General features: G+C 43.4%; 6 protein-coding genes, 2 pseudogenes and 1 CRISPR repeat array (1 of these 9 only partly in view). Of the genes and pseudogenes, 1 reads left to right on the top strand and 7 read right to left on the bottom strand.

Annotation, left to right across the window (positions count from 1 at the left end; genetic code table 11):
- Positions 1-1,600: direct repeats of the CRISPR family, unit length 37 nt; unit sequence ATTGCAATTCATCAAAATCCCTATCAGGGATTGAAAC (it extends 1,426 nt beyond the left edge of the window).
- Between the two features lie 30 nt (positions 1,601-1,630).
- Entirely contained in the window at positions 1,631-8,227 is a 6,597-nt protein-coding gene (locus NPUN_RS13560) for a HAMP domain-containing protein (protein ID WP_012409220.1), read from the bottom strand.
- Positions 8,228-8,650: 423 nt separating this feature from the next.
- Between NPUN_RS13560 and NPUN_RS13555 the strand changes: the two are divergent.
- Positions 8,651-9,370: pseudogene (locus NPUN_RS13555) on the top strand (Uma2 family endonuclease).
- A 272-nt stretch (positions 9,371-9,642) separates the two neighbouring features.
- On the opposite strand, the gene NPUN_RS13550 reads toward NPUN_RS13555, so the two are convergent.
- The 6 genes and pseudogenes from NPUN_RS13550 to bchH all read right to left on the bottom strand — a co-directional run bounded on the left by NPUN_RS13550 (position 9,643) and on the right by bchH (position 20,925).
- Positions 9,643-12,441: a HEAT repeat domain-containing protein gene (locus tag NPUN_RS13550; protein WP_052304595.1), complete on the bottom strand. Its 2,799-nt coding sequence runs from the start codon at positions 12,439-12,441 to the stop codon at positions 9,643-9,645.
- Positions 12,442-12,449: 8 nt separating this feature from the next.
- Positions 12,450-13,604, bottom strand: a complete 1,155-nt coding sequence (locus tag NPUN_RS13545) for an NACHT domain-containing protein (protein WP_041565391.1) — start codon at positions 13,602-13,604, stop codon at positions 12,450-12,452.
- Entirely contained in the window at positions 13,567-14,028 is a 462-nt protein-coding gene (locus tag NPUN_RS13540) for an ATP-binding protein (protein ID WP_063721249.1), read from the bottom strand. The genes NPUN_RS13545 and NPUN_RS13540 overlap by 38 nt, the downstream gene beginning before the upstream one ends.
- A gap of 435 nt (positions 14,029-14,463) precedes the next feature.
- Positions 14,464-14,910: a hypothetical protein gene (locus tag NPUN_RS13535; protein ID WP_012409219.1), complete on the bottom strand. Its 447-nt coding sequence runs from the start codon at positions 14,908-14,910 to the stop codon at positions 14,464-14,466.
- 162 nt (positions 14,911-15,072) lie between these two features.
- Positions 15,073-16,587: pseudogene (locus tag NPUN_RS38965) on the bottom strand (IS5 family transposase).
- Between the two features lie 603 nt (positions 16,588-17,190).
- A complete protein-coding gene (gene bchH / locus NPUN_RS13525; RefSeq protein ID WP_012409218.1) occupies positions 17,191-20,925 on the bottom strand; it encodes a magnesium chelatase subunit H in 3,735 nt (1,244 codons plus the stop codon).
- Positions 20,926-21,222: the final 297 nt, after the last annotated feature.

Raw genomic sequence — 21,222 nt, 5'->3', positions numbered from 1 at the left:
CTTTTTTTGGACTTTGAAACAACAACAATAGAATTGCAATTCATCAAAATCCCTATCAGGGATTGAAACTAATTATATTCCTGACTGCACATATCATATCTGCAATAAATTGCAATTCATCAAAATCCCTATCAGGGATTGAAACAGATGGAGTACTGCAAGCATGGAAATCACAATGCATTGCAATTCATCAAAATCCCTATCAGGGATTGAAACTTGTGAAGCAAAAGGAACAGCAGCAATCAAAGGGAATTGCAATTCATCAAAATCCCTATCAGGGATTGAAACCCGCCAATCCTTCTCAGTGTCCGGCTTATTGGTTATTGCAATTCATCAAAATCCCTATCAGGGATTGAAACAAGCCTACATGGGCTACCCTGCCACAAGCTATAAGATTGCAATTCATCAAAATCCCTATCAGGGATTGAAACCTGAAAAAATGTATAAGTAGGGCATTCATGAGAATTGCAATTCATCAAAATCCCTATCAGGGATTGAAACGCGAAGCCAATACGCCGGACATTGCCCAGGATTAGATTGCAATTCATCAAAATCCCTATCAGGGATTGAAACAACGGTGCCATCAGAATTCAAACCAGGGCGGAATAAAATTGCAATTCATCAAAATCCCTATCAGGGATTGAAACTTGGAACTGTTCACGGAATTGATTTAGCCCAGGCTTTTATTGCAATTCATCAAAATCCCTATCAGGGATTGAAACTTGGCAACTCTTGAAAATAGAAAAAGTCAAACCAGAAATTGCAATTCATCAAAATCCCTATCAGGGATTGAAACAGATTGACCCTAATCTTTTCTGGCATTTAGTTTATATTGCAATTCATCAAAATCCCTATCAGGGATTGAAACTGGTACTGGAGGTGGAAGAATGGTTATGCCGAAGATTGCAATTCATCAAAATCCCTATCAGGGATTGAAACTTTTCAGCTGAATACAGTTGGATGGAGATATGCAAATTGCAATTCATCAAAATCCCTATCAGGGATTGAAACGTGCATATCCAGCATCCCACAGCATACGTTGCTGATTGCAATTCATCAAAATCCCTATCAGGGATTGAAACCAGCATATTACAACAAAGTAATTCAAGTAACACAAAATTGCAATTCATCAAAATCCCTATCAGGGATTGAAACATCTAATGGGACTATTTGACGGATTAAGTAACAACATTGCAATTCATCAAAATCCCTATCAGGGATTGAAACAAATACTAAATTCTGTTTCAGATTACCTCTTCCCCAAAAAATTGCAATTCATCAAAATCCCTATCAGGGATTGAAACATGGTCAAAAAAATCAAAGATGTTTCTGATTTCATTGCAATTCATCAAAATCCCTATCAGGGATTGAAACCTAGCAATATTTGGGTATCGGCAAAGCAGACCAGTTTAACATTGCAATTCATCAAAATCCCTATCAGGGATTGAAACTAAACCTTTAGCGTTTTTACCAGTTGTGAAATAATATATTGCAATTCATCAAAATCCCTATCAGGGATTGAAACCAAGTTGCTGAACGGTGGCAGAGCCAGAGGAAGGAGGAATTGCAATTCATCAAAATCCCTATTAGGGTTGAAATAGTTGCAACGGCTCCCTGCCCCCTGCCCCAATTAACGGTATAGCCAAACACGCAAGAGTGAAAGCAGTTGTTCAGTATCTACGGGTTTGGTGATGTAGTCTGATGCACCCGCTTCAATACACTTCTCGCGATCGCCTTGCATGGCTTTAGCTGTCAGTGCAATAATCGGCAAAGATTTAAATTGCTCGTTTTGGCGGATTAAGCTTGTTGTTTCGTAACCGTCCATTTCTGGCATCATTACATCCATCAAAACGACATCAATATCTGGTGTATTTTCTAATACGTTAATCCCCTCTCTGCCATTTTCAGCGTATAACACTTGTATTTGATAACGCTCCAGCATACTTGTCAGCGCGAAAATATTACGCACATCGTCGTCTACAATTAGCGCTTTCTTGCCAGCGAGTAAGTAATCTATGGAATGCAATTGTTCAAGTATTTGTCGTTTGGGTGCAGGTAAATTTGCTTGGACTCGGTGTAAAAATAATGCTGTTTCATCGAGGAGACGTTCGGGCGATCGCACATCTTTAATGATAATTGTTTCGGCAATCCGTCTCAATTCAGTTTCTTGAGCTTTGCTAATGTCTCTACCGGTGTAGACAATGATGGGCAATGTTTTGCCGTGAGGTAGAAGCTTAATCTGCTCGATCAATTCAAACCCGGTCATGTCGGGTAGCCCTAAATCGAGAACCAGGCAATCAAAATGCTTGGTGCGGATGGCTTCTAGGGCTTCTGCACCTGTGGCAACAGCAGTAGTATGAACATCGCTGTTGCCAATTAGTTCGACAATGCTATGCCGTTGAGTGTCATCGTCTTCGACTACCAATAAATTTTTCACCTGGCGTTCAACAAAACCCTTAATTTTGACCAATGCCTCGGATATTATCTCGCTGCTTAAGGGCTTTTGCAGATATGCGATCGCACCTAGTTGCAAACTGCGCTGTTGCCCTTCTTCAACGGTCATAATGTGTACGGGAATGTGGCGGGTATTTGGGTCATGTTTGAGGCGATCCAATACCGTCCAACCATCCATTTCTGGCATTCGGATATCTAGTAAAACGGCTGAAGGATAGAATTGCTGCGCTAATGCTAAACCTGTACTGCCATTTTGGGCTGTTATCACTTTAAATCCATGCTGTTGCGCCATATCTATGAGGATACGGGCAAAATTCACGTCGTCCTCGACGATTAACAAAACGCGATCACCCATGCTAATAGTAGCGCGATCGTCACTGAGGAGTGCTGAGTTCTGAGTGCTGATTGAGGAGTGGAGAGTGGGAAGTAGGGAGTAGGGAGTAGGGAGTTGTGTTGATGTAGGCTCAACATTCAATTGTGGGAAAAAGAATGTAAAGGTGCTACCTTGACCCGGTTGACTTGTTAGTTTAATTTCGCCGCCAAAGAGACGGGCGATTTCGCGGCTAATTGATAAGCCTAATCCAGTACCGCCGTATCTCCGACTGGTAGAGCCATCGGCTTGCTGAAATGCCTCGAAAATAACTTTTTGCTTGTCGGGTGCAATGCCAATCCCTGTATCGCTAACTGAGAAGGCGATGACATTTTGAGCGCGATTTAAAGTTACTTGGTCGTTGCTCCATCCCTGTTTTGCCACCGCAATCTGCAAGCGGACTTCCCCTTGCTCTGTAAATTTAAAAGCGTTGGAGAGGAGATTTTTTAACACTTGTTGTAAGCGTTTAATATCTGTATAGATGGTTGTGGGTAAGTCGGGAGTAAATTCAATTGTAAAGGCGAGTCCTTTGCTCTGAGCAACTTGCCGGAAGGTGCGCTCAATTTGTTCGCCTAACTCTACCAAGGGCATTTGGGTCATGTCAATTGACATAGTTCCAGATTCAATTTTAGCGAGATCCAGAATGTCATTGATTAATGCCAACAAGTCAGTACCGGCTGAGTAAATTGTCTGGCTGTATTCAACTTGCTTGGTAGTAAGGTTGTTATCTATATTATCTGCCAACAACTTCGCCAAAATTAACAAGCTATTTAGCGGTGTCCGCAGTTCATGAGACATATTGGCGAGAAACTCTGATTTGTATTTTGAAGAAAGGGCGAGTTGTTCAGCCTTGTCTTCCAAAGACATTCTTGCTTGTTCGATTTCCCGATTTTTGCGCTCGACTTCTTTTTTCTGCATAGCTAACAACTCTGCCTTTTCTTCTAACTCAGCGTTAGTCTGTTGCAGTTCCTCTTGCTGTCCTTTGAGTAAATCTTCTGAGGTTTTGAGTGATTGGGCTTGTTGTTCTAAGCGCTTGTTGGTTTCTCGGAGTTCATTTTGCTGGGTTTGGAGTTCTTCAGCCAAAGATTGGGATTGCTTGAGTAATTCTTCAGTTCGCATGGAAGCTGCGATCGTGTTGAGGACGATCGCTATACTTTCGGTAAGCTGGTCGAAGAATGTCAGATGTATTTCGCTAAAGCGGCGGAAGGAAGCTAATTCTATAACTGCTGTCACCTGTCCTTCAAAAAGTACAGGTAACACTACGGCATTAAGTGGAGACGCTTCTCCTAAACCAGAGGCAATTCTGACATAATCACTTGGTACATCAGTTAAGAGAATCCGCTCTTTTTCTAAAGCGCATTGTCCCACCAAACCTTCACCCAAGTGGAAGCGGTTAGCCAAATGTCTGCGTTCGCGGTAAGCGTAGCTACTAATTAGTTTTAAAAACGGTGTATTTTCTCCAGACTCCATCAGGAAGAATACGCCGTGTTGCGCTCCTACCAAGGGCGCTAGTTCTGAGAGAATCAATTTAGATACGGTTTCCAAGTCTCGCTGCCCTTGCAGCATTCGGGTAAATTTAGCTAGGTTAGTTTTCAACCAATCTTGCTCAGTATTTTTCTGCGTTGTCTCCCGCAGATTGGCAATCATCTGGTTGATGTTGTCTTTGAGTATTGCTACTTCCCCTAATGCTTCGACGGCAATTGAACGAGTTAAATCACCTTTAGTTACAGCTGTAGCAACTTCTGCGATCGCTCGCAACTGAGTTGTCAGTGTAGCAGCCAGTTCGTTCACGTTATCTGTCAAATCTTTCCAAGTTCCAGCCGCGCCTGGTACTCTAGCTTGTCCGCCTAACTTCCCTTCGATTCCCACTTCTCGCGCTACTGTAGTTACCTGATTGGCAAATGTCGCAAGGGTATCAATCATCTCGTTGATTGTCTCTGCCAAGGTTTCAATTTCTCCCTTGGCATCTAACATTAGTTTTCGTTTTAAGTCACCGTTAGCAACTGCCGTTACAACTCTGGCGATACCGCGTACTTGTGCCGTTAAGTTCCCCGCCATCGAGTTAACGTTATCTGTTAAATCTTTCCAAGTCCCTGCAACACCTTGGACTTGCGCTTGTCCGCCCAACTTCCCTTCAGTTCCCACTTCCCGCGCCACCCGCGTTACTTCACTGGCAAAGGAACTGAGTTGATCCACCATTGTGTTAGTGGTGTTCTTCAAGTCCAAAATTTCGCCTTTGGCATCGACGGTAATTTTTTTAGATAAGTCGCCATTCGCTACCGCCTTGGTAACTTCCGCGATGTTGCGAACTTGTCCGGTGAGGTTTCCCGCCATCGAGTTCACGTTGTCCGTCAAATCTTTCCAAGTGCCAGCAACTCCCCTGACGTAGGCTTGCACGCCAAGTTTACCTTCCGTTCCCACCTCACGGGCAACCCTTGTAACTTCTGATGCAAAGGAATTTAGCTGATCCACCATTGTGTTGATGGTGTTTTTGAGTTCCTGAATTTCACCTTTCACATCAACGGTGATTTTCTTGGATAAGTCGCCGTTAGCTACGGCTGTCGTAACTTCGGCAATGTTCCGCACCTGTGCCGTCAAACTTCCTGCCATGAAGTTTACGCTGTCAGTTAAATCTTTCCAAGTGCCGGCTACACCTTTAACTTCTGCTTGTACGCCCAACTTCCCTTCTGTTCCCACCTCCCGCGCCACCCGCGTCACTTCACTTGCAAAGGAGTTGAGTTGATCCACCATTGTGTTGACGGTGTTTTTCAACTCTAAAATTTCACCTTTAACATCAACGGAGATTTTCTTAGATAAGTCGCCATTAGCTACGGCGGTGGTAACGGCGGCAATGTTTCGCACCTGTGCCGTTAAGCTTCCCGCCATGAAGTTTACGCTGTCAGTTAAATCTTTCCAAGTGCCAGCTACGCCGCGCACATCTGCTTGCACACCCAGTTTTCCCTCGCTTCCCACCTCACGGGCAACTCTTGTAACTTCACTTGCAAAAGAGTTGAGTTGATCCACCATTATATTGATGGTATTTTTCAACTCCAGAATTTCGCCTTTGACGGCAACAGTAATTTTCTTGGATAAGTCACCATTTGCGATCGCAGTTGTCACTTCGGCAATGTTCCGCACCTGTGCCGTCAAGCTTCCCGCCATGAAATTCACGCTGTCGGTTAAATCTTTCCAAGTTCCTGCAACGTCTTTCACTTCCGCTTGTACGCCCAATTTACCTTCAGTTCCCACCTCACGGGCGACTCGCGTCACTTCACTAGCAAAGGAACTTAGTTGATCCACCATTGTATTAATGGTATTTTTCAACTCCAGAATTTCACCTTTCACATCGACAGTGATTTTCTTGGATAAGTCGCCTGTTGCAACCGCCGTTGTTACTTCAGCAATATTCCGCACCTGCGCCGTCAAACTTCCCGCCATGAAGTTCACGCTGTCAGTTAAATCTTTCCAAGTGCCAGCCACGCCGCGCACTTCTGCTTGCACGCCAAGTTTACCTTCACTTCCCACTTCACGCGCCACCCGTGTTACTTCTGATGCAAAGGAATTGAGTTGATCCACCATTGTGTTGATGGTATTTTTGAGTTCCAGAATTTCACCTTTGACATCGACAGTGATTTTCTTGGATAAGTCGCCAGTTGCAACCGCCGTTGTTACTTCAGCAATATTCCGCACCTGCGCCGTCAAACTTCCCGCCATGAAGTTCACGCTGTCAGTTAAATCTTTCCAAGTACCCGCGACACCGCGCACATCAGCTTGCACACCCAGTTTACCTTCACTTCCCACTTCACGCGCAACCCGCGTTACTTCTGATGCAAAGGAACTGAGTTGATCCACCATTATATTGATGGTATTTTTGAGTTCAAAAATTTCACCTCTAACATCGACGGTGATTTTCTTAGATAGATCGCCATTTGCGATCGCAGTAGCAACTTCGGCAATATTTCGCACCTGTCCGGTGAGATTACCCGCCATTAAGTTCACGTTGTCGGTTAGATCTTTCCAAGTCCCCGCAACTCCCCGGACTTCCGCTTGTACGCCCAACTTCCCTTCAGTTCCCACCTCACGGGCAACTCTTGTTACTTCTGATGCAAAGGAATTAAGTTGATCCACCATTGTGTTGATGGTGTTTTTCAACTCCAGAATTTCGCCTTTGACATCGACGGTGATTTTCTTGGATAAGTCACCATTCGCTACCGCCGTTGTCACTTCGGCAATATTCCGCACCTGTGCCGTCAAGCTTCCCGCCATGAAATTCACGCTGTCGGTAAGGTCTTTCCACGTACCCGCTACCCCGCGCACTTCTGCTTGACCGCCTAATTTTCCTTCTGCACCCACTTCACGCGCAACCCTTGTTACTTCCGATGCAAAGGAATTCAGTTGATCCACCATGATGTTGACGGTGTTTTTCAACTCTAAAATTTCGCCTTTAACATCAACAGTGATTTTCTTGGAAAGGTCGCCGTTTGCTACTGCCGTTGTCACTTCCGCAATATTACGCACTTGGGCGGTTAAATTTCCAGCCATCAGGTTAACGTTGTCAGTCAGATCCTTCCAAGTACCTGCGACACCTTTAACTTCCGCTTGTACGCCCAACTTACCTTCAGTTCCAACTTCACGGGCAACTCGCGTTACTTCCGATGCAAAAGAATTAAGCTGATCCACCATCGTGTTGACGGTGTTTTTTAGTTCCAGAATTTCGCCTTTGACATTTACAGTGATTTTTTTAGATAAGTCACCATTTGCGATCGCAGTGGCAACTTCGGCAATGTTGCGAACTTGTCCGGTGAGATTACCAGCCATCAAGTTAACGTTATCAGTCAAATCTTTCCAAGTGCCAGCCACACCTTGCACTTCGGCTTGAACGCCCAACTTCCCTTCGGTTCCCACCTCACGGGCAACCCTTGTAACTTCTGATGCAAAAGAACCAAGCCGATCTACCATCGTGTTGACGATATTCGCAGTTTGGAGAAACTCACCTTGAAGAGGTCTGCCGTCAATTTCTGTTGCGATCGTTTGGGATAAATCACCATTAGCAACCGACCGAATTACCCGCGTAGTTTCCGCTGTTGGTTGAACTAAATCTGTAATTAGAGTATTGACAGAAGTAACACAATTTGACCAAGAACCACGAACATCTCCGAGAGAGGCACGTTCAGCAATTTTGCCTTCTTTGCCGACAACATTACCAATCCGTTGTAGTTCTGCCGCCATCCGCTCATTCTGGTCAATAATATCATTGAGCGTGTCAGCTATTTTCCCCGCCACACCAGTATGGTCTATGGGCATCCGAGCCGAGAAGTCACCTTGTTTAACAGCATTCAGCGTTCTTAGTAGCTGATTTAAATCTAGATTATCGCTATCTCTAGTTAACTGTTCGGTTGCCATAGCCGTATCCTTAATCTTAATCCTTGAAGAAATTTTTGTATTTTTTGCACCCCGTACTTATTTAGAGTACTTTGAGCCAATGCGTATCACAATAAAAAGCAGGGAATAGAAGGTGGATCAAACTAATTTTTATGGGTGCGAGTGTAAGCAGTTGATAAAGACTGCTAACTAAACGGTATTGCCGTCAATTTATCTGGCATACCACTTAGCTAATGATAGCTAGTTGGCCTCTGTTATGCAGCATCAATTGTCGGCGATGCCTAAGTTGGGCGAGTAAGCGATCGCACAGTAGAACACACGATCACAATTAACATTACATTTTATAATTTTTGGAATTTGAGGAAAGCAGCAAATCAATAAATTCTAACTGATAACTGAGGTTTGCTAAAGTCAGAAGTATCCGGCAACTCCAAGGATGGGCAAATGGTTAGAGAGTACTCACCCCAGAGACATCTGCCTCCGCTTGAAAGTGGCGTAGGCGTAGCCCGTCGTAGACATCGCCTAACTCGCCCTGAATTTGAACGGCGTTATGCGGCTGCACCCCATATCAAGAAAGCAGAACTGATTGAAGGAATCGTTTACGTAGCATCTCCTGTAAGACATGAGCAGCATGGCAAACCCCACAGTCGGGCCATAACTTGGTTAGGAGTCTACTAATCATTGACTCCTGGCGTTGATTTGAGTGATGCCCCAACCGTCAGACTAGATTTAGACAATGAACCCCAGCCAGATGTAGTGCTGTTTATTAAACCAAACGCAGGCGGACAAACCCGTTTGAGCAGCGACGGTTACATTGAAGGATCTCCCGAATTGATTGTTGAAATTGCAGCAAGTAGCGTTGCGATCGATACAGGGAGCAAAAAGCAGGTTTATCGCCGTAATGGGGTGTTGGAATACGTAATCTGGCAATCTTACGAGAATCAAATTGAATGGTTTTGCCTAATTGATGGCGATTATCGATCGCTATCTCCCAGTGCAGATGAAATTATTCGCTCTCAGGTGTTTCCGGGTTTGTGGTTAGCAGTGGAAGCGTTGTTAAACAATCAGATGGTGCGAGTGTTGGAGGTAGTGCAATTGGGGTTGAAGTCACCGGAATATGATGCGTTTGTGCAGCAATTGAAGAAATACACAAGTCTGAAATAGTTTACTCACTGAGTTTTTATGTCACTCTTACCCCACCCTAACCCTCCCCTTGGAAAGGGGAGGGAACTAGATTTCCTGTTTCCCCCCTTTCCAAGGGGAGATTAAGGGGGGTAATTTGACTTGTGTGTATACTGTAGCCTTAAAAAGGGGGGAACCGGAATCAAAGTCCCCCAATTTATCGGGGGATTTAGGGGGATCTAAAATGTTTTGCTACCCACCAAAGAACTTTTAAAACATCCTCTTAAAGTGAAACAGGAATAGGAGGGGTACGTCTAGCTAGGTTCATTCCAAGCCCTAATTGCTTCAATCGCAATACCAGCAGGAGCAAATAAAATCTTTACAGTCTCAATACCTGCTGCTGTCACTGCTCTTTGCAAACGTACTTTGAGCATTGGATTATTTTTGATAACTTGCTCAATTGCTTGCCTATTTTTAAGTACTGGATGACTCTCAACAGCTTGAGCAACAATCGGTTGAGCATCGATTACAGTCGGTTTATCCTGCTCCATTTTCTCAAGTAACTGCTCAAGCACAGTTTCTAATTTAGCAATATCTTCTGTAGACGCGTAATTGTTTTGAGTGCCAATATTATCACCTTGGATATTTCCTGTAACACTGCCTGTAATGGGGCCAAAGGTAGCACCTGTGAAATCATTTTTAGGAGTTTCTGACATAGTTATCAGTGTTTTATCAAGTTTGCTTAGAACACTAGTTAAAGGATCGGCGTTATTTGTTTCCTCATTCAAGACAGAATAAAAAATTTCATGGTTATAAAATTTGCACCGCTCTTGAATTTTAGAAATTGCATCGCTTTTATCTTGTGATGGTGTTTTTAATTGTAATTCCCATATCTGACACAAAACTTCAGAGTCAGCAATTTTTACTAACGCATCTGCAGCACTACAACGAACATCAGAATCTTCATCCTGCAAAGCGTAAATTAAGGCAGATACCGCCGCTTCATTGCCGATTTTTCCTAACGCATCTGCGGCTCTCCCACGAACATCAAAATCTTCATCCTGCAAAGCGCCAATTAAGGCAGATACCGCCGCTTCATTGCCGATTTTTCCTAACGCATCTGCGGCACTACAACGAACATCAGAATATTCATGCTGCAAAGCGCCAATTAAGGCAGATACCGCCGCTTCATTGCCGATTTCTCCTAACGCATATACGGCTCTCCTACGAACATCAAAATCTTCATCCTGCAAAGCGCCAATTAAGGCAGATACCGCCGCTTCATTGCCGATTTTTCCTAACGCATCTGCGGCTCTCCCACGAACATCAAAATCTTCATCCTGCAAAGCGTCAATTAAGGCAGATACCGCCGCTTCATTGCCGATTTTTCCTAACGCATCTGCGGCTCTCCCACGAACATCAAAATCTTCATCCTGCAAAGCGTCAATTAAGGCAGATACCGCCGCTTCATTGCCGATTTTTCCTAACGCATCTGCGGCACTACAACGAACATCAGAATCTTCATCCTGCAAAGCGTCAATTAAGGCAGATACCGCCGCTTCATTGCCGATTTCTCCTAACGCATATACGGCTCTCCTACGAACATCAGAATATTCATGCTGCAAAGCGCCAATTAAGGCAGATACCGCCGCTTCATTGCCGATTTCTCCTAACGCATATACGGCTCTCCTACGAACATCAGAATATTCATGCTGCAAAGCGCCAATTAAGGCAGATACCGCCGCTTCATTGCCGATTTCTCCTAACGCATCTGCGGCACTACAACGCACATCAGAATATTCATGCTGCAAAGCGCCAATTAAGGCAGATACCGCCGCTTCATTGCCGATTTTTCCTAACGCATCTGCGGCTCTCCCACGAACATCAAAATCTTCATCCTGCAAAGCGTCAATTAAGGCAGATACCGCCGCTTCATTGCCGATTTTTCCTAACGCATCTGCGGCTCTCCCACGAACATCAAAATCTTCATCCTGCAAAGCGCCAATTAAGGCAGATACCGCCGCTTCATTGCCGATTTTTCCTAACGCATCTGCGGCACTACAACGAACATCAGAATATTCATGCTGCAAAGCGCCAATTAAGGCAGATACCGCCGCTTCATTGCCGATTTCTCCTAACGCATATACGGCTCTCCTACGAACATCAGAATATTCATGCTGCAAAGCGCCAATTAAGGCAGATACCGCCGCTTCATTGCCGATTTCTCCTAACGCATATACGGCTCTCCTACGAACATCAGAATATTCATGCTGCAAAGCGCCAATTAAGGCAGATACCGCCGCTTCATTGCCGATTTCTCCTAACGCATCTGCGGCACTACAACGAACATCAGAATATTCATGCTGCAAAGCGCCAATTAAGGCAGATACCGCCGCTTCATTGCCGATTTTTCCTAACGCATCTGCGGCTCTCCCACGAACATCAAAATCTTCATCCTGCAAAGCGTCAATTAAGGCAGATACCGCCGCTTCATTGCCGATTTTTCCTAACGCATCTGCGGCTCTCCCACGAACATCAAAATCTTCATCCTGCAAAGCGCCAATTAAGGCAGATACCGCCGCTTCATTGCCGATTTTTCCTAACGCATCTGCGGCACTACAACGAACATCAGAATATTCATGCTGCAAAGCGCCAATTAAGGCAGATACCGCCGCTTCATTGCCGATTTCTCCTAACGCATATACGGCTCTCCTACGAACATCAGAATATTCATGCTGCAAAGCGCCAATTAAGGCAGATACCGCCGCTTCATTGCCGATTTCTCCTAACGCATATACGGCTCTCCTACGAACATCAGAATATTCATGCTGCAAAGCGCCAATTAAGGCAGATACCGCCGCTTCATTGCCGATTTTTCCTAACGCATCTGCGGCTCTCCTACGAACATCAAAATCTTCATCCTGCAAAGCGCCAATTAAGGCAGATACCGCCGCTTCATTGCCGATTTTTCCTAACGCATCTGCGGCACTACAACGAACATCAGAATATTCATGCTGCAAAGCGCCAATTAAGGCAGATACCGCCGCTTCATTGCCGATTTCTCCTAACGCATATACGGCTCTCCTACGAACATCAGAATATTCATGCTGCAAAGCGCCAATTAAGGCAGATACCGCCGCTTCATTGCCGATTTTCCTAACGCATCTGCGGCTCTCTTACGAACATCAGAATATTCATGCTGTAATGAATTATTTAAAAAACTAACGGCATCCTCAGAGTGAGTGATACCTAAAAACTCAACTTGAAGTAATTTATGAATGTCTAACTCTAAAATTAAATTTACTGTTTTTTTCTGATACTCTTGCTTTACCTCTCCTGCCAACCTTGCCCCTAACTTCAAATCTACATCTAAGGCTAACTTCACCACTCGTAAAGCCTGCCCTTCATCATTCACCAACCCTAACATCAACGCCACAGGTTCTGTCCACTTCAAGCAATTTAGATAATCTCGTTTCAGCTTCTCATCACTAATATTGTCAAGCTGTAGGAGTATAGATTCTGCGGCGTAGTATTCCTGAATCAGCTGGTGGCGGAATTCAATTTCGTTATCTGTTCTCAATTGAATCAAGTGATATTTGAGCAAATCATCTAGCCAGCGTCTAGCACGATCATTAGCAGAAGGTACTTCTTCATTTCGTAAAAATTTCGCTAAAACATTCCTAGCTTGCAGTTTAGAAATAGTTAATCGCAACTCAGTCAAATTGTCGCCTTGCATCATTACAAATGCGAGATGCTGCAATAAATCAGCCTGCCAGTTAGGTAACTCTTCAGCAATTGGTACATTTTCCTTGAGTTTGTGATACTCTCCAGAGAACCAACGAAACAACTCACCTAAACTAGTAGGAATTTGTTTAGCATAATTGAATACTTGACACAGCATCGACAATAACAACGGCGTTTCCGCCAATTCTCGCAAGCGTCCAGCCAACTGTCGCAGCATTTTATCACCCACCTCTGGCGAATAAGCGCGGACAAAATGCTGCATCTGCGCTTCTGTGAGTGGTTGCATTTCCAGCTTTTTTTCAATACCTAAATCACCCCCCACCCTCAAATACCGCGTAGTAAAAATCATCGGCGTGATTCGGTGGTATTTGTGCCGAAATCCGTCTAAATCTCGTCTAGCTTCATCGTTGGGTAACTCATTCAAACCGTCTACAAGTAACAAAAATCGTTCTTTAAACAGTAGATTTTCAATCTCTTCCGTGCTGAGGTTTAAATTATGGCGAGTCAAAAAGTCTCGAATTAAATCTAGCACCGAAGTTTTGTAGCGCCTTAACTCTACTAGCACGGGAATCCTTGTCAGCTTTTCCGCTTCTCCTCTGCTCCCATGCTCCCCTGCGCTTTTCGGCTTCTTCCCACAACAAACGTTCTAAAGCTGTAGATTTCCCTGAACCCGGTTTTCCTACTAGCAATACATGGTCGGGCGCATACTTCCGTAACCCTTCGAGGATATTCAACCGTTCAATTTTTTCTCTGTCTGGTGCTTCACCTTTTCGTTGCTGTGGTACTGTTTGCACCATCAAACTCAAATCTAAGCGTCTGCGCGAGTTTTTTGGTTCAAGTCTTTGACGGTCTAGGGCATTAGTTGGCGTGTATAAATCTTGCCAATATCTATATGTCTCATCCTCGCTCACAGATTCTAGATACCTATGAAAATCTATGCTGGGGTCTGCAACCATAGTATTCAATTGACCGAGGACTTTTAAGCGCTGTTTTATATACTACACCATAAAACGCTCAATTCTTTCTATGTTGTCTGTCTTACAAACGAAGTAGGCGGGCCAATAGGGTTCGGTTAAGATCCCCCCGCCTACGGCGACCCCCTTAAAAAGGGGGTATAAAGAGGGTTTTAAGCCCCCTTTTTAAGGGGGGTTGGGGGCATCTTCGGGGTATAAAGAGGGTTTTAAGCCCCCCTTTTTAAGGGGGGTTGGGGGGATCTTCGAGGAATAAACACGTTAACCAAACCGTATTGATTAACAGGCTGCGCTCAACTTAAAGAATATCTTCGATGTCAAATAAGTAACTATTTAAAATTAATTACAGTCATTGCGAGCGTAATGACAAAATATGTTTTTACACATTTGGGATGCTCCCCAATGACATTGTGTAATTAATTAACTCCCGATCGCACCCGCACCCGATACCCCATTCATAAATCCATTTGCAGAAGAAACTTTCACAGAATCAGCTGCTAAAGAATTGCTAGGTTTGGAATTGCCTAGTACGCTTTGCTTCTTCTTAGTAGTACCTCGTCTAGCACCACCCGCCATCTCGTATTCTGGGCTGGTTTTACCGTAACGGCTGCCAACTGCTAGTAACATTTTTTCTGACATCGCTATTACAGCCTTTTCTGCGTTATTCACGTCATCTGTAAGTTTGTCAATGGTAGATAATGCAGTGTTGTAAGCAGCAAGCTTAGACCGGAGATCGTTAATTGTCACGGTGTAAGCTTGTATAGTCAATCCTTGGCCAAAGTCAAGTTGTACACTAATAGATTGCAAACTTTCAATCCGGCGATCGGCTCGTTCTAAAACGCTGGAATTTCTTTTACGACGTGCCATAATGCATCTCTGCCACTAGATTACTGGTAGTGTTTTATACCAAAATACTTCTAATTGTCATAGGGAAATATAGCAAATCAGTTGCGATCGCATTTCTCAAAGTTTAGTTAGGGCTTGCTGAAAAAGTCATAAAAAAGCAATTCTTTTGGGTTGACTAGTTATTTAAGCAAGGTCAAAGATAAGTTTTTGTTGCCTATAGCTAGCAAAATCATAATGCTTGGTTATGTCAATCGCTAAAAAATGTCTATTTTTCCAAAATAGACATAAAAAGGCACAAAAAAACCGTGACAGGTGAGTAGAAAGATTCATGACTAAAAAAGTAATAGCAATCACAGTTAGAGTTGTATGAGGAAGTTTCGCCATTACTCTACTCAAGCTAAATCTTCTTTTAGCTTGTCCAAATTTGCCTTCAATACAATTACGAATCCTCTCATCTTGTAAAGCTTGCTTCTTTTTTTCTTTACTCACATTTTTTGGCGGTCTTCCTAAAGGAACTCCACTGATTCTAATACCTCTTTCTTTGCACCAAGATCGGTTTTCTCGCTTTGCGATAAATTTTATCAACATGAACAGATTCTGGATAATATCCAGTGTAGTTTTTAAAGGATTCTATTTGTGTTTTTAAGTCTCCTGATTCATTAAAGTTATCCCATCTAATATGGTCTAAAAATGCATATCCATCAAAGTAACTAGCAGATAGTTTAGCGCCAAATTCCACGGCTTTACCCGCTTTTCCTCGGACAATTGGACGGATATGTGGTTGGCTTAAACTTACAATACGGTCATCAATGCTCTGCTTTTTATTTTCATACAGCCATAGTTGTTGACGATATACTTCTGCGACTACCAGCAACATCTTATATTGTCTATTAGTTAAACTTTTTAGAGATGCTCCTGCTACAATTAGCTGGTCAATATAGGATAAGTTTCTTTTAATATATTGGAGTTGTTTTTTAATCGCTTTTCTCCTCTCTTTTTGAGATACACGACGTTTTTTAGCTACTTCTAAGTAGTCTTTCCTAGCTATTTCTCGGTAAGTCCTTGGTTTTTTCTCTAATATTCCCTTTATCTGTTCATAAAGCAAGTCAATTATTCTTTCTGTCTGTTTTCTCGCTTGATTTAATAGGTTTAAATCTGTTGGATAGCTGATATCACTAGGCACACAAGTCGCATCTAATATTAATTTCCCTCGATTTCTTAGCGTATTACCTTGTTCTGCTGCTTTTTCTGTCGATAGCGCAGCGTTAGCGAGTTCGCGAGCGTCTTCTGTTTTTTTTCGGTGTCAATAGAAGATGCTAACTCTAGCATCTTCTTAACCATTTCTTGATTCACATTATTGACTAGTTCTGCACTGATTCTTTCTCGAAAATGTACTAACATGGATGCGTCAAATGGAGTTTTGTTACTATAAGATGACATCCCTATAAAGTACTGTAAATAAGGATTCTCCTTGATTTGCTCTACTGTTTCCCTGTCGCTTATACTTAGTTTCTCTTTAATTATTAATGCACCTAACGCCATCCGAAATGACTTTGCTGGTGCCCCTATCTCTGCGGAGAATCCGGCAGAATATTCCGACTCAAATTCTGTCCAGGGTATTAAATCGGCCATAATTACCCAACGATTATCTGATGATAACTTTCCCTCAAATGGAAGCTCAAAACTTTCTGCTGGAATTGGAGTTGATTCTTCTTTTCAGTACATAGTTAATAATGATACACTATGCTGCGACGAACCACTGTGATGCAAGGATTTTGGGCTATTTTACCTTCTTGTCTTGCACCTGAATATACTTCTTTGGTCTGAGAATCTAGAGACTGCAACCTTTTCTTTTTTTTCAGCAAGCCCTAGTTAATTTCACTTAGGCCATATTTTATTTCAGGTAATAAATAGATTTATAAGTTCGTTACAACAAATGCTGCAATGATTTAAGCCTTTCTTATACATGAACTAATCTTAGCTGCAAAGCATTGAACAATTGCAGCAGAGACTTATATGTTTGCAAGAAAAACTTAAGTCTTTCTTATACATGGAGAAGCATTTGTTGCAAAGTATTAAGCATTTGCAGCAACGGCTTATACATTTACAAGAAAAACTTAAGCTTTTCTTATACATGAAGCAATCTTAGCTGCAAAGGTTTAAATTTTTACAACTTCAAGCGTAATAGCGTAGGCGTAGCCCGTCGTAGACATCGCTTTCAATACGGTTCGGTTAAGCAAAGACGCGATAAATCGCCGTCTCTACAATAATTTTTATTTGAACTTTTAACGCATCTACCTTCTAAACCGTCACGCCTTCCAACTCCTCATCTGTCAACTCATATAATTGCCGCAACTTATCTAACTTCTCACCATCAGCTTCCCAGAAACCGCGCCCATGCGCCTCCAACATTCTCCCTAAAATATTGCGAAAAGCTTCAGGATTTGCCTTGCGTAACTTTTCCGCCATCTCTGCATCTAATGCATAAGTATCAGCCGCTTGGTCATAAACCCAATCATCGGCAAAATCGGCAGTACCACCCCAACCAATCAACGCCGTCATCCGTTGGGAAATTTCAAAAGCACCACCAGAACCTTGATTCGCCATCGCTTGCGCCCATTTGGGATTTACCAACTTAGTGCGATACTCCATTCGCAGCAAATCATCCAAATTGCGGGGTGTAGTATCCTTCGAGAAACTTTCCACAAAGCTGGTTGTAACCTTCTTACCGCCTTGTTTCTCTGCTGCTTTTTTCAAACCGCCAGTATTAGCGTAATATTCTTGAATATCAGTTAAACCATATTCTACCGAATCGATTTCTTGAACAATGCGATCGCTAGTTTTTAACAACGTATTCAACACTTCCGGTCTAGCTTGACCTTTATCCTCTCTCCCGTAGCTGAATACATTGCGGCTTTGCCAAGTATTGCCTAACTCCTCACCAGATTCCCAGTTACCATCAACCACCTTATCATTCACCAAAGAACCAAAATCACCCGCCGGATTAGAAAACAATCTCGCCGATGCATTTTCCACACCTTGGGCTTTTAAAGCTAAAGCGTGTCTTCTAATAAAATTCCGATCTTCCGGTTCATCAGCATCAGCCGCCCGTTGAAATAAATCATCTAATAATTCGATAATATTTACAAAACTATCCCGGAAAATCCCAGACAAATTACCCAACACATCAATGCGGGGATGTCCAACCTCAGCCAACGGCTTCAACTCATAACGAACAACTCTACCAGTTCCTTCCTTAACAGGTTCAGCCCCCAGCAATTCCAACAGAATCCCCAAAGATTCACCCTTCGTTTTAATCGCATCCAATCCCCAAAGCATTACCGCCACCGTTTCTGGATATTTCCCATGTTCATCCAAATGCTGGGCGATAATTTTTTGAGCAATTTCTCGTCCCCGTTCATAAGCAGCAGGTGAAGGCATCCGATAAGGATCTAAAGCATGAATATTCCTCCCAGTTGGCAAAACACCAGCCCCATCCCGTAACAAATCCCCACCAGGCGCAGGCGGAATATACTCCCCATTCAACCCCCTCAACAAATTCGTTAACTCATCCGTAGATTGCATCAACAAATCCCTTAATAATCTTTCCTCCTCTTCTCTCTTCTCTCTGTGTTCTCCGCGCCTCTGCGGTTCGTTTCCTTCTTCCTCATCCCCAAAATAAGCCTCCAAATAAGACCCCAACTCCTCCTCACTCGGCTTTTCCCCCAAAGTATGCAACCCCGAAGAAAACAACCGATTCTCTAAAACCTGCAAATATTCATATAACTCCACCAAATAAGCATCAAAAGCATGACCGCTAAACATCCGCACATTCTCTGGAGTAAACGCAATCCCCAACTTCTTCGCATTTTCAAACGGACAATCTGCATCCAACCCAGAGTCCACAATCTTTTTACAAATCCCTTCCTTCAAAACATAATTCTTCTGCGGATCTTCCCGATACTCCGAAATCAAATCCCGCAACGCCACCAATTCCTTATACAAACCTGCCCGCCCATAAGGAGGCACATTATGAGAAATCAACACACCATAACCGCGACGTTTCGCCAACATCGATTCAGAAGGATTATTCGCCGCATATATATATAGATTAGGCAAGTTTCCTAACAAAATATCCGACCAAGAATAACCCGTATTGCCCAACGGAGAACCAGGCAACCATTCCACCGTTCCGTGCATCCCAAAGTGAACTATAGCATCAGCTTCAAACTCATTTTGCAGCCATTTATAATAAGCAGCATATTGTGGATGAGGCGTTAAATCCCGTTCAAACATTAAGCGCATCGGGTCGCCTTGTATCCCCAAAGGTGGTTGTACACCTATCCACACATTTCCTAATTGCACACCGCCAATTTGAAACTCATCGCCATAAGTTTTAATACCAGTTCCCGTGAGAGATTTCCATTGTTTTTCGATGCGGGAAGTTTGCAGATATCCCAACCATTTTTCTAAGGTACGGGCGTTAACAGTACTAGTGGGGTGGGCATCCTGCCCGCCATTGTCTAGGGGCAGGCGAGACGACTGCCCCACAAGAGGATTAGATTCATCCGCCTCTTTCACCCAGCAAATCAATTCTTCTCCATCTTCCGGTAAATCTCCGACGGTGTAACCTTGTTCTTTAAGTGCGTGGAGAAACTTCAGCAAACTACGCGGCACATTTAATAATGCAGCTGTGCCTACAGCACCATAACCTGGAGGAAATCCATATAATATAATGGCAATTTTGCGTTCTGAAGCAGGTTTTTGCCGCAAAGACACCCAGCTTTTCACCCTATCAATTAATCGCTGCACCCGTTCAGGAACCAGATAAATATTTTCGCCCACTAACCCACCGAGAGGAATGGTATCAATAGCGCCATCCAATTCTGGTAAGGCATACAACACCACACTTTGCAATCCGCCCACACCCTGGCGTGTCCACGAGTGAATATCTTGAATTAATAGTGGTGCAGCAACAATATAAGGTACATTCTTGGCAGTGAGGATGCGCTTTGCTACTTCTATTTGGCGGCCTGCTTCCATTGAACCAGCTGGGCCACCCACGAGAGGAAAGCCAATTGTTGAAACGATCGCATCTACTTTAACTGCTTCACTTGATAGTGAGGGAGTCTCTATATTACCTAGTTGTCGTTGCTGAATTTCATAGTCGGTTGTCATCAAATCTCGTACCGCCACGTGTCCTTCTACGCCGTTGATGAAGATGGGTAAAGGAGTTAACCCGGCTTTTTCAAAACTACGAATTAGTTGGGGAATGTAGGGTAGTTTTGTGATGACGTGTTTTCGGTAGAGGAGAATACCGATAATCGGTTTTGTAGAGACGCGATGAATCGCGTCTCTACAATGGGTTTTATACCATTCCAAATACTCGCGGGGGGATTCAAAAAATCCTTGATAATCGGGGTGGAGTAATCCGATGTTGGGGGTTTCGATTAACGGGGGAATGTCGCCGACTTTTAAATTTAAATATTTTTCTGCTAGTGTCCAGAATAATGAGGCTACGTTTTCTGGCCCGCCAGCATTCCAGTAACCATAGATAATTAACCAGTTGCGTAAGTCTTGGACTTTTTGCACTGGGACATATTTCAGTAGTTTGGGGCCAATCTTTAAGAAGCTGATGTAACCAGCAAGTTTGTCTTCTTCTCGACCTTTGCTAAATTTGTCGAGGATGAATTTAACTGGTTTGGGCATTCCTTTTGGTTTGTCGCCAATGGCAAAGTCGCCCAACTTGGTTAAACTCATCAATTCCAAGGCTGACTCAAACACTAGCCGAATGGGAATTTGGGCAATGCGATCGCGCAGCCACACAACCTGGTCATAATCAAATAGTAGGCTACCGAAAAATGCATCAGCCCCATCAAGTGCTGCTTCTACTTCGGCGCGTTGACTGGTAATATTGCGATCGCTAAATACCCGAATATCCAACTCAGGACAGCGAGAGTTAGCCAAAAAAGCTGCTTTCCTGTACAAGTCAGCGTTGAATGATTCAAACCCAGCAACCAAGACGATGCGTTTCATGCCTGTAAGCTACGAAATATTTCTTTACTTAAATCTTAAACGTGCTTTCAGGTTGATTGTCATATATCTACCCACAGATTCCGGTCAATAATTTCTTGAGGTAGCTAGAACTTCACCATCACCAACGCCTTTGGGATATTTTGATTCCTGTATTGCCTCTACACAGCGAACGAGTTTCTTGTGCTGACAGGTTTGTGAATGTATGCAACTCGATAATATCTAATCTCCCGCAGGTGTGTAGAAAATATCACGTATTCTTTAATACTGTAAAGTATTATGTGTTAAGCTGCTCAGGGT

Origin of the sequence: Nostoc punctiforme PCC 73102, assembly GCF_000020025.1 — a bacterium.
Taxonomy (GTDB): domain Bacteria; phylum Cyanobacteriota; class Cyanobacteriia; order Cyanobacteriales; family Nostocaceae; genus Nostoc; species Nostoc punctiforme.
The sequence above is the reverse complement of the archived record's forward strand: the minus strand, read 5'-3'. Positions and strand labels throughout refer to the sequence as shown.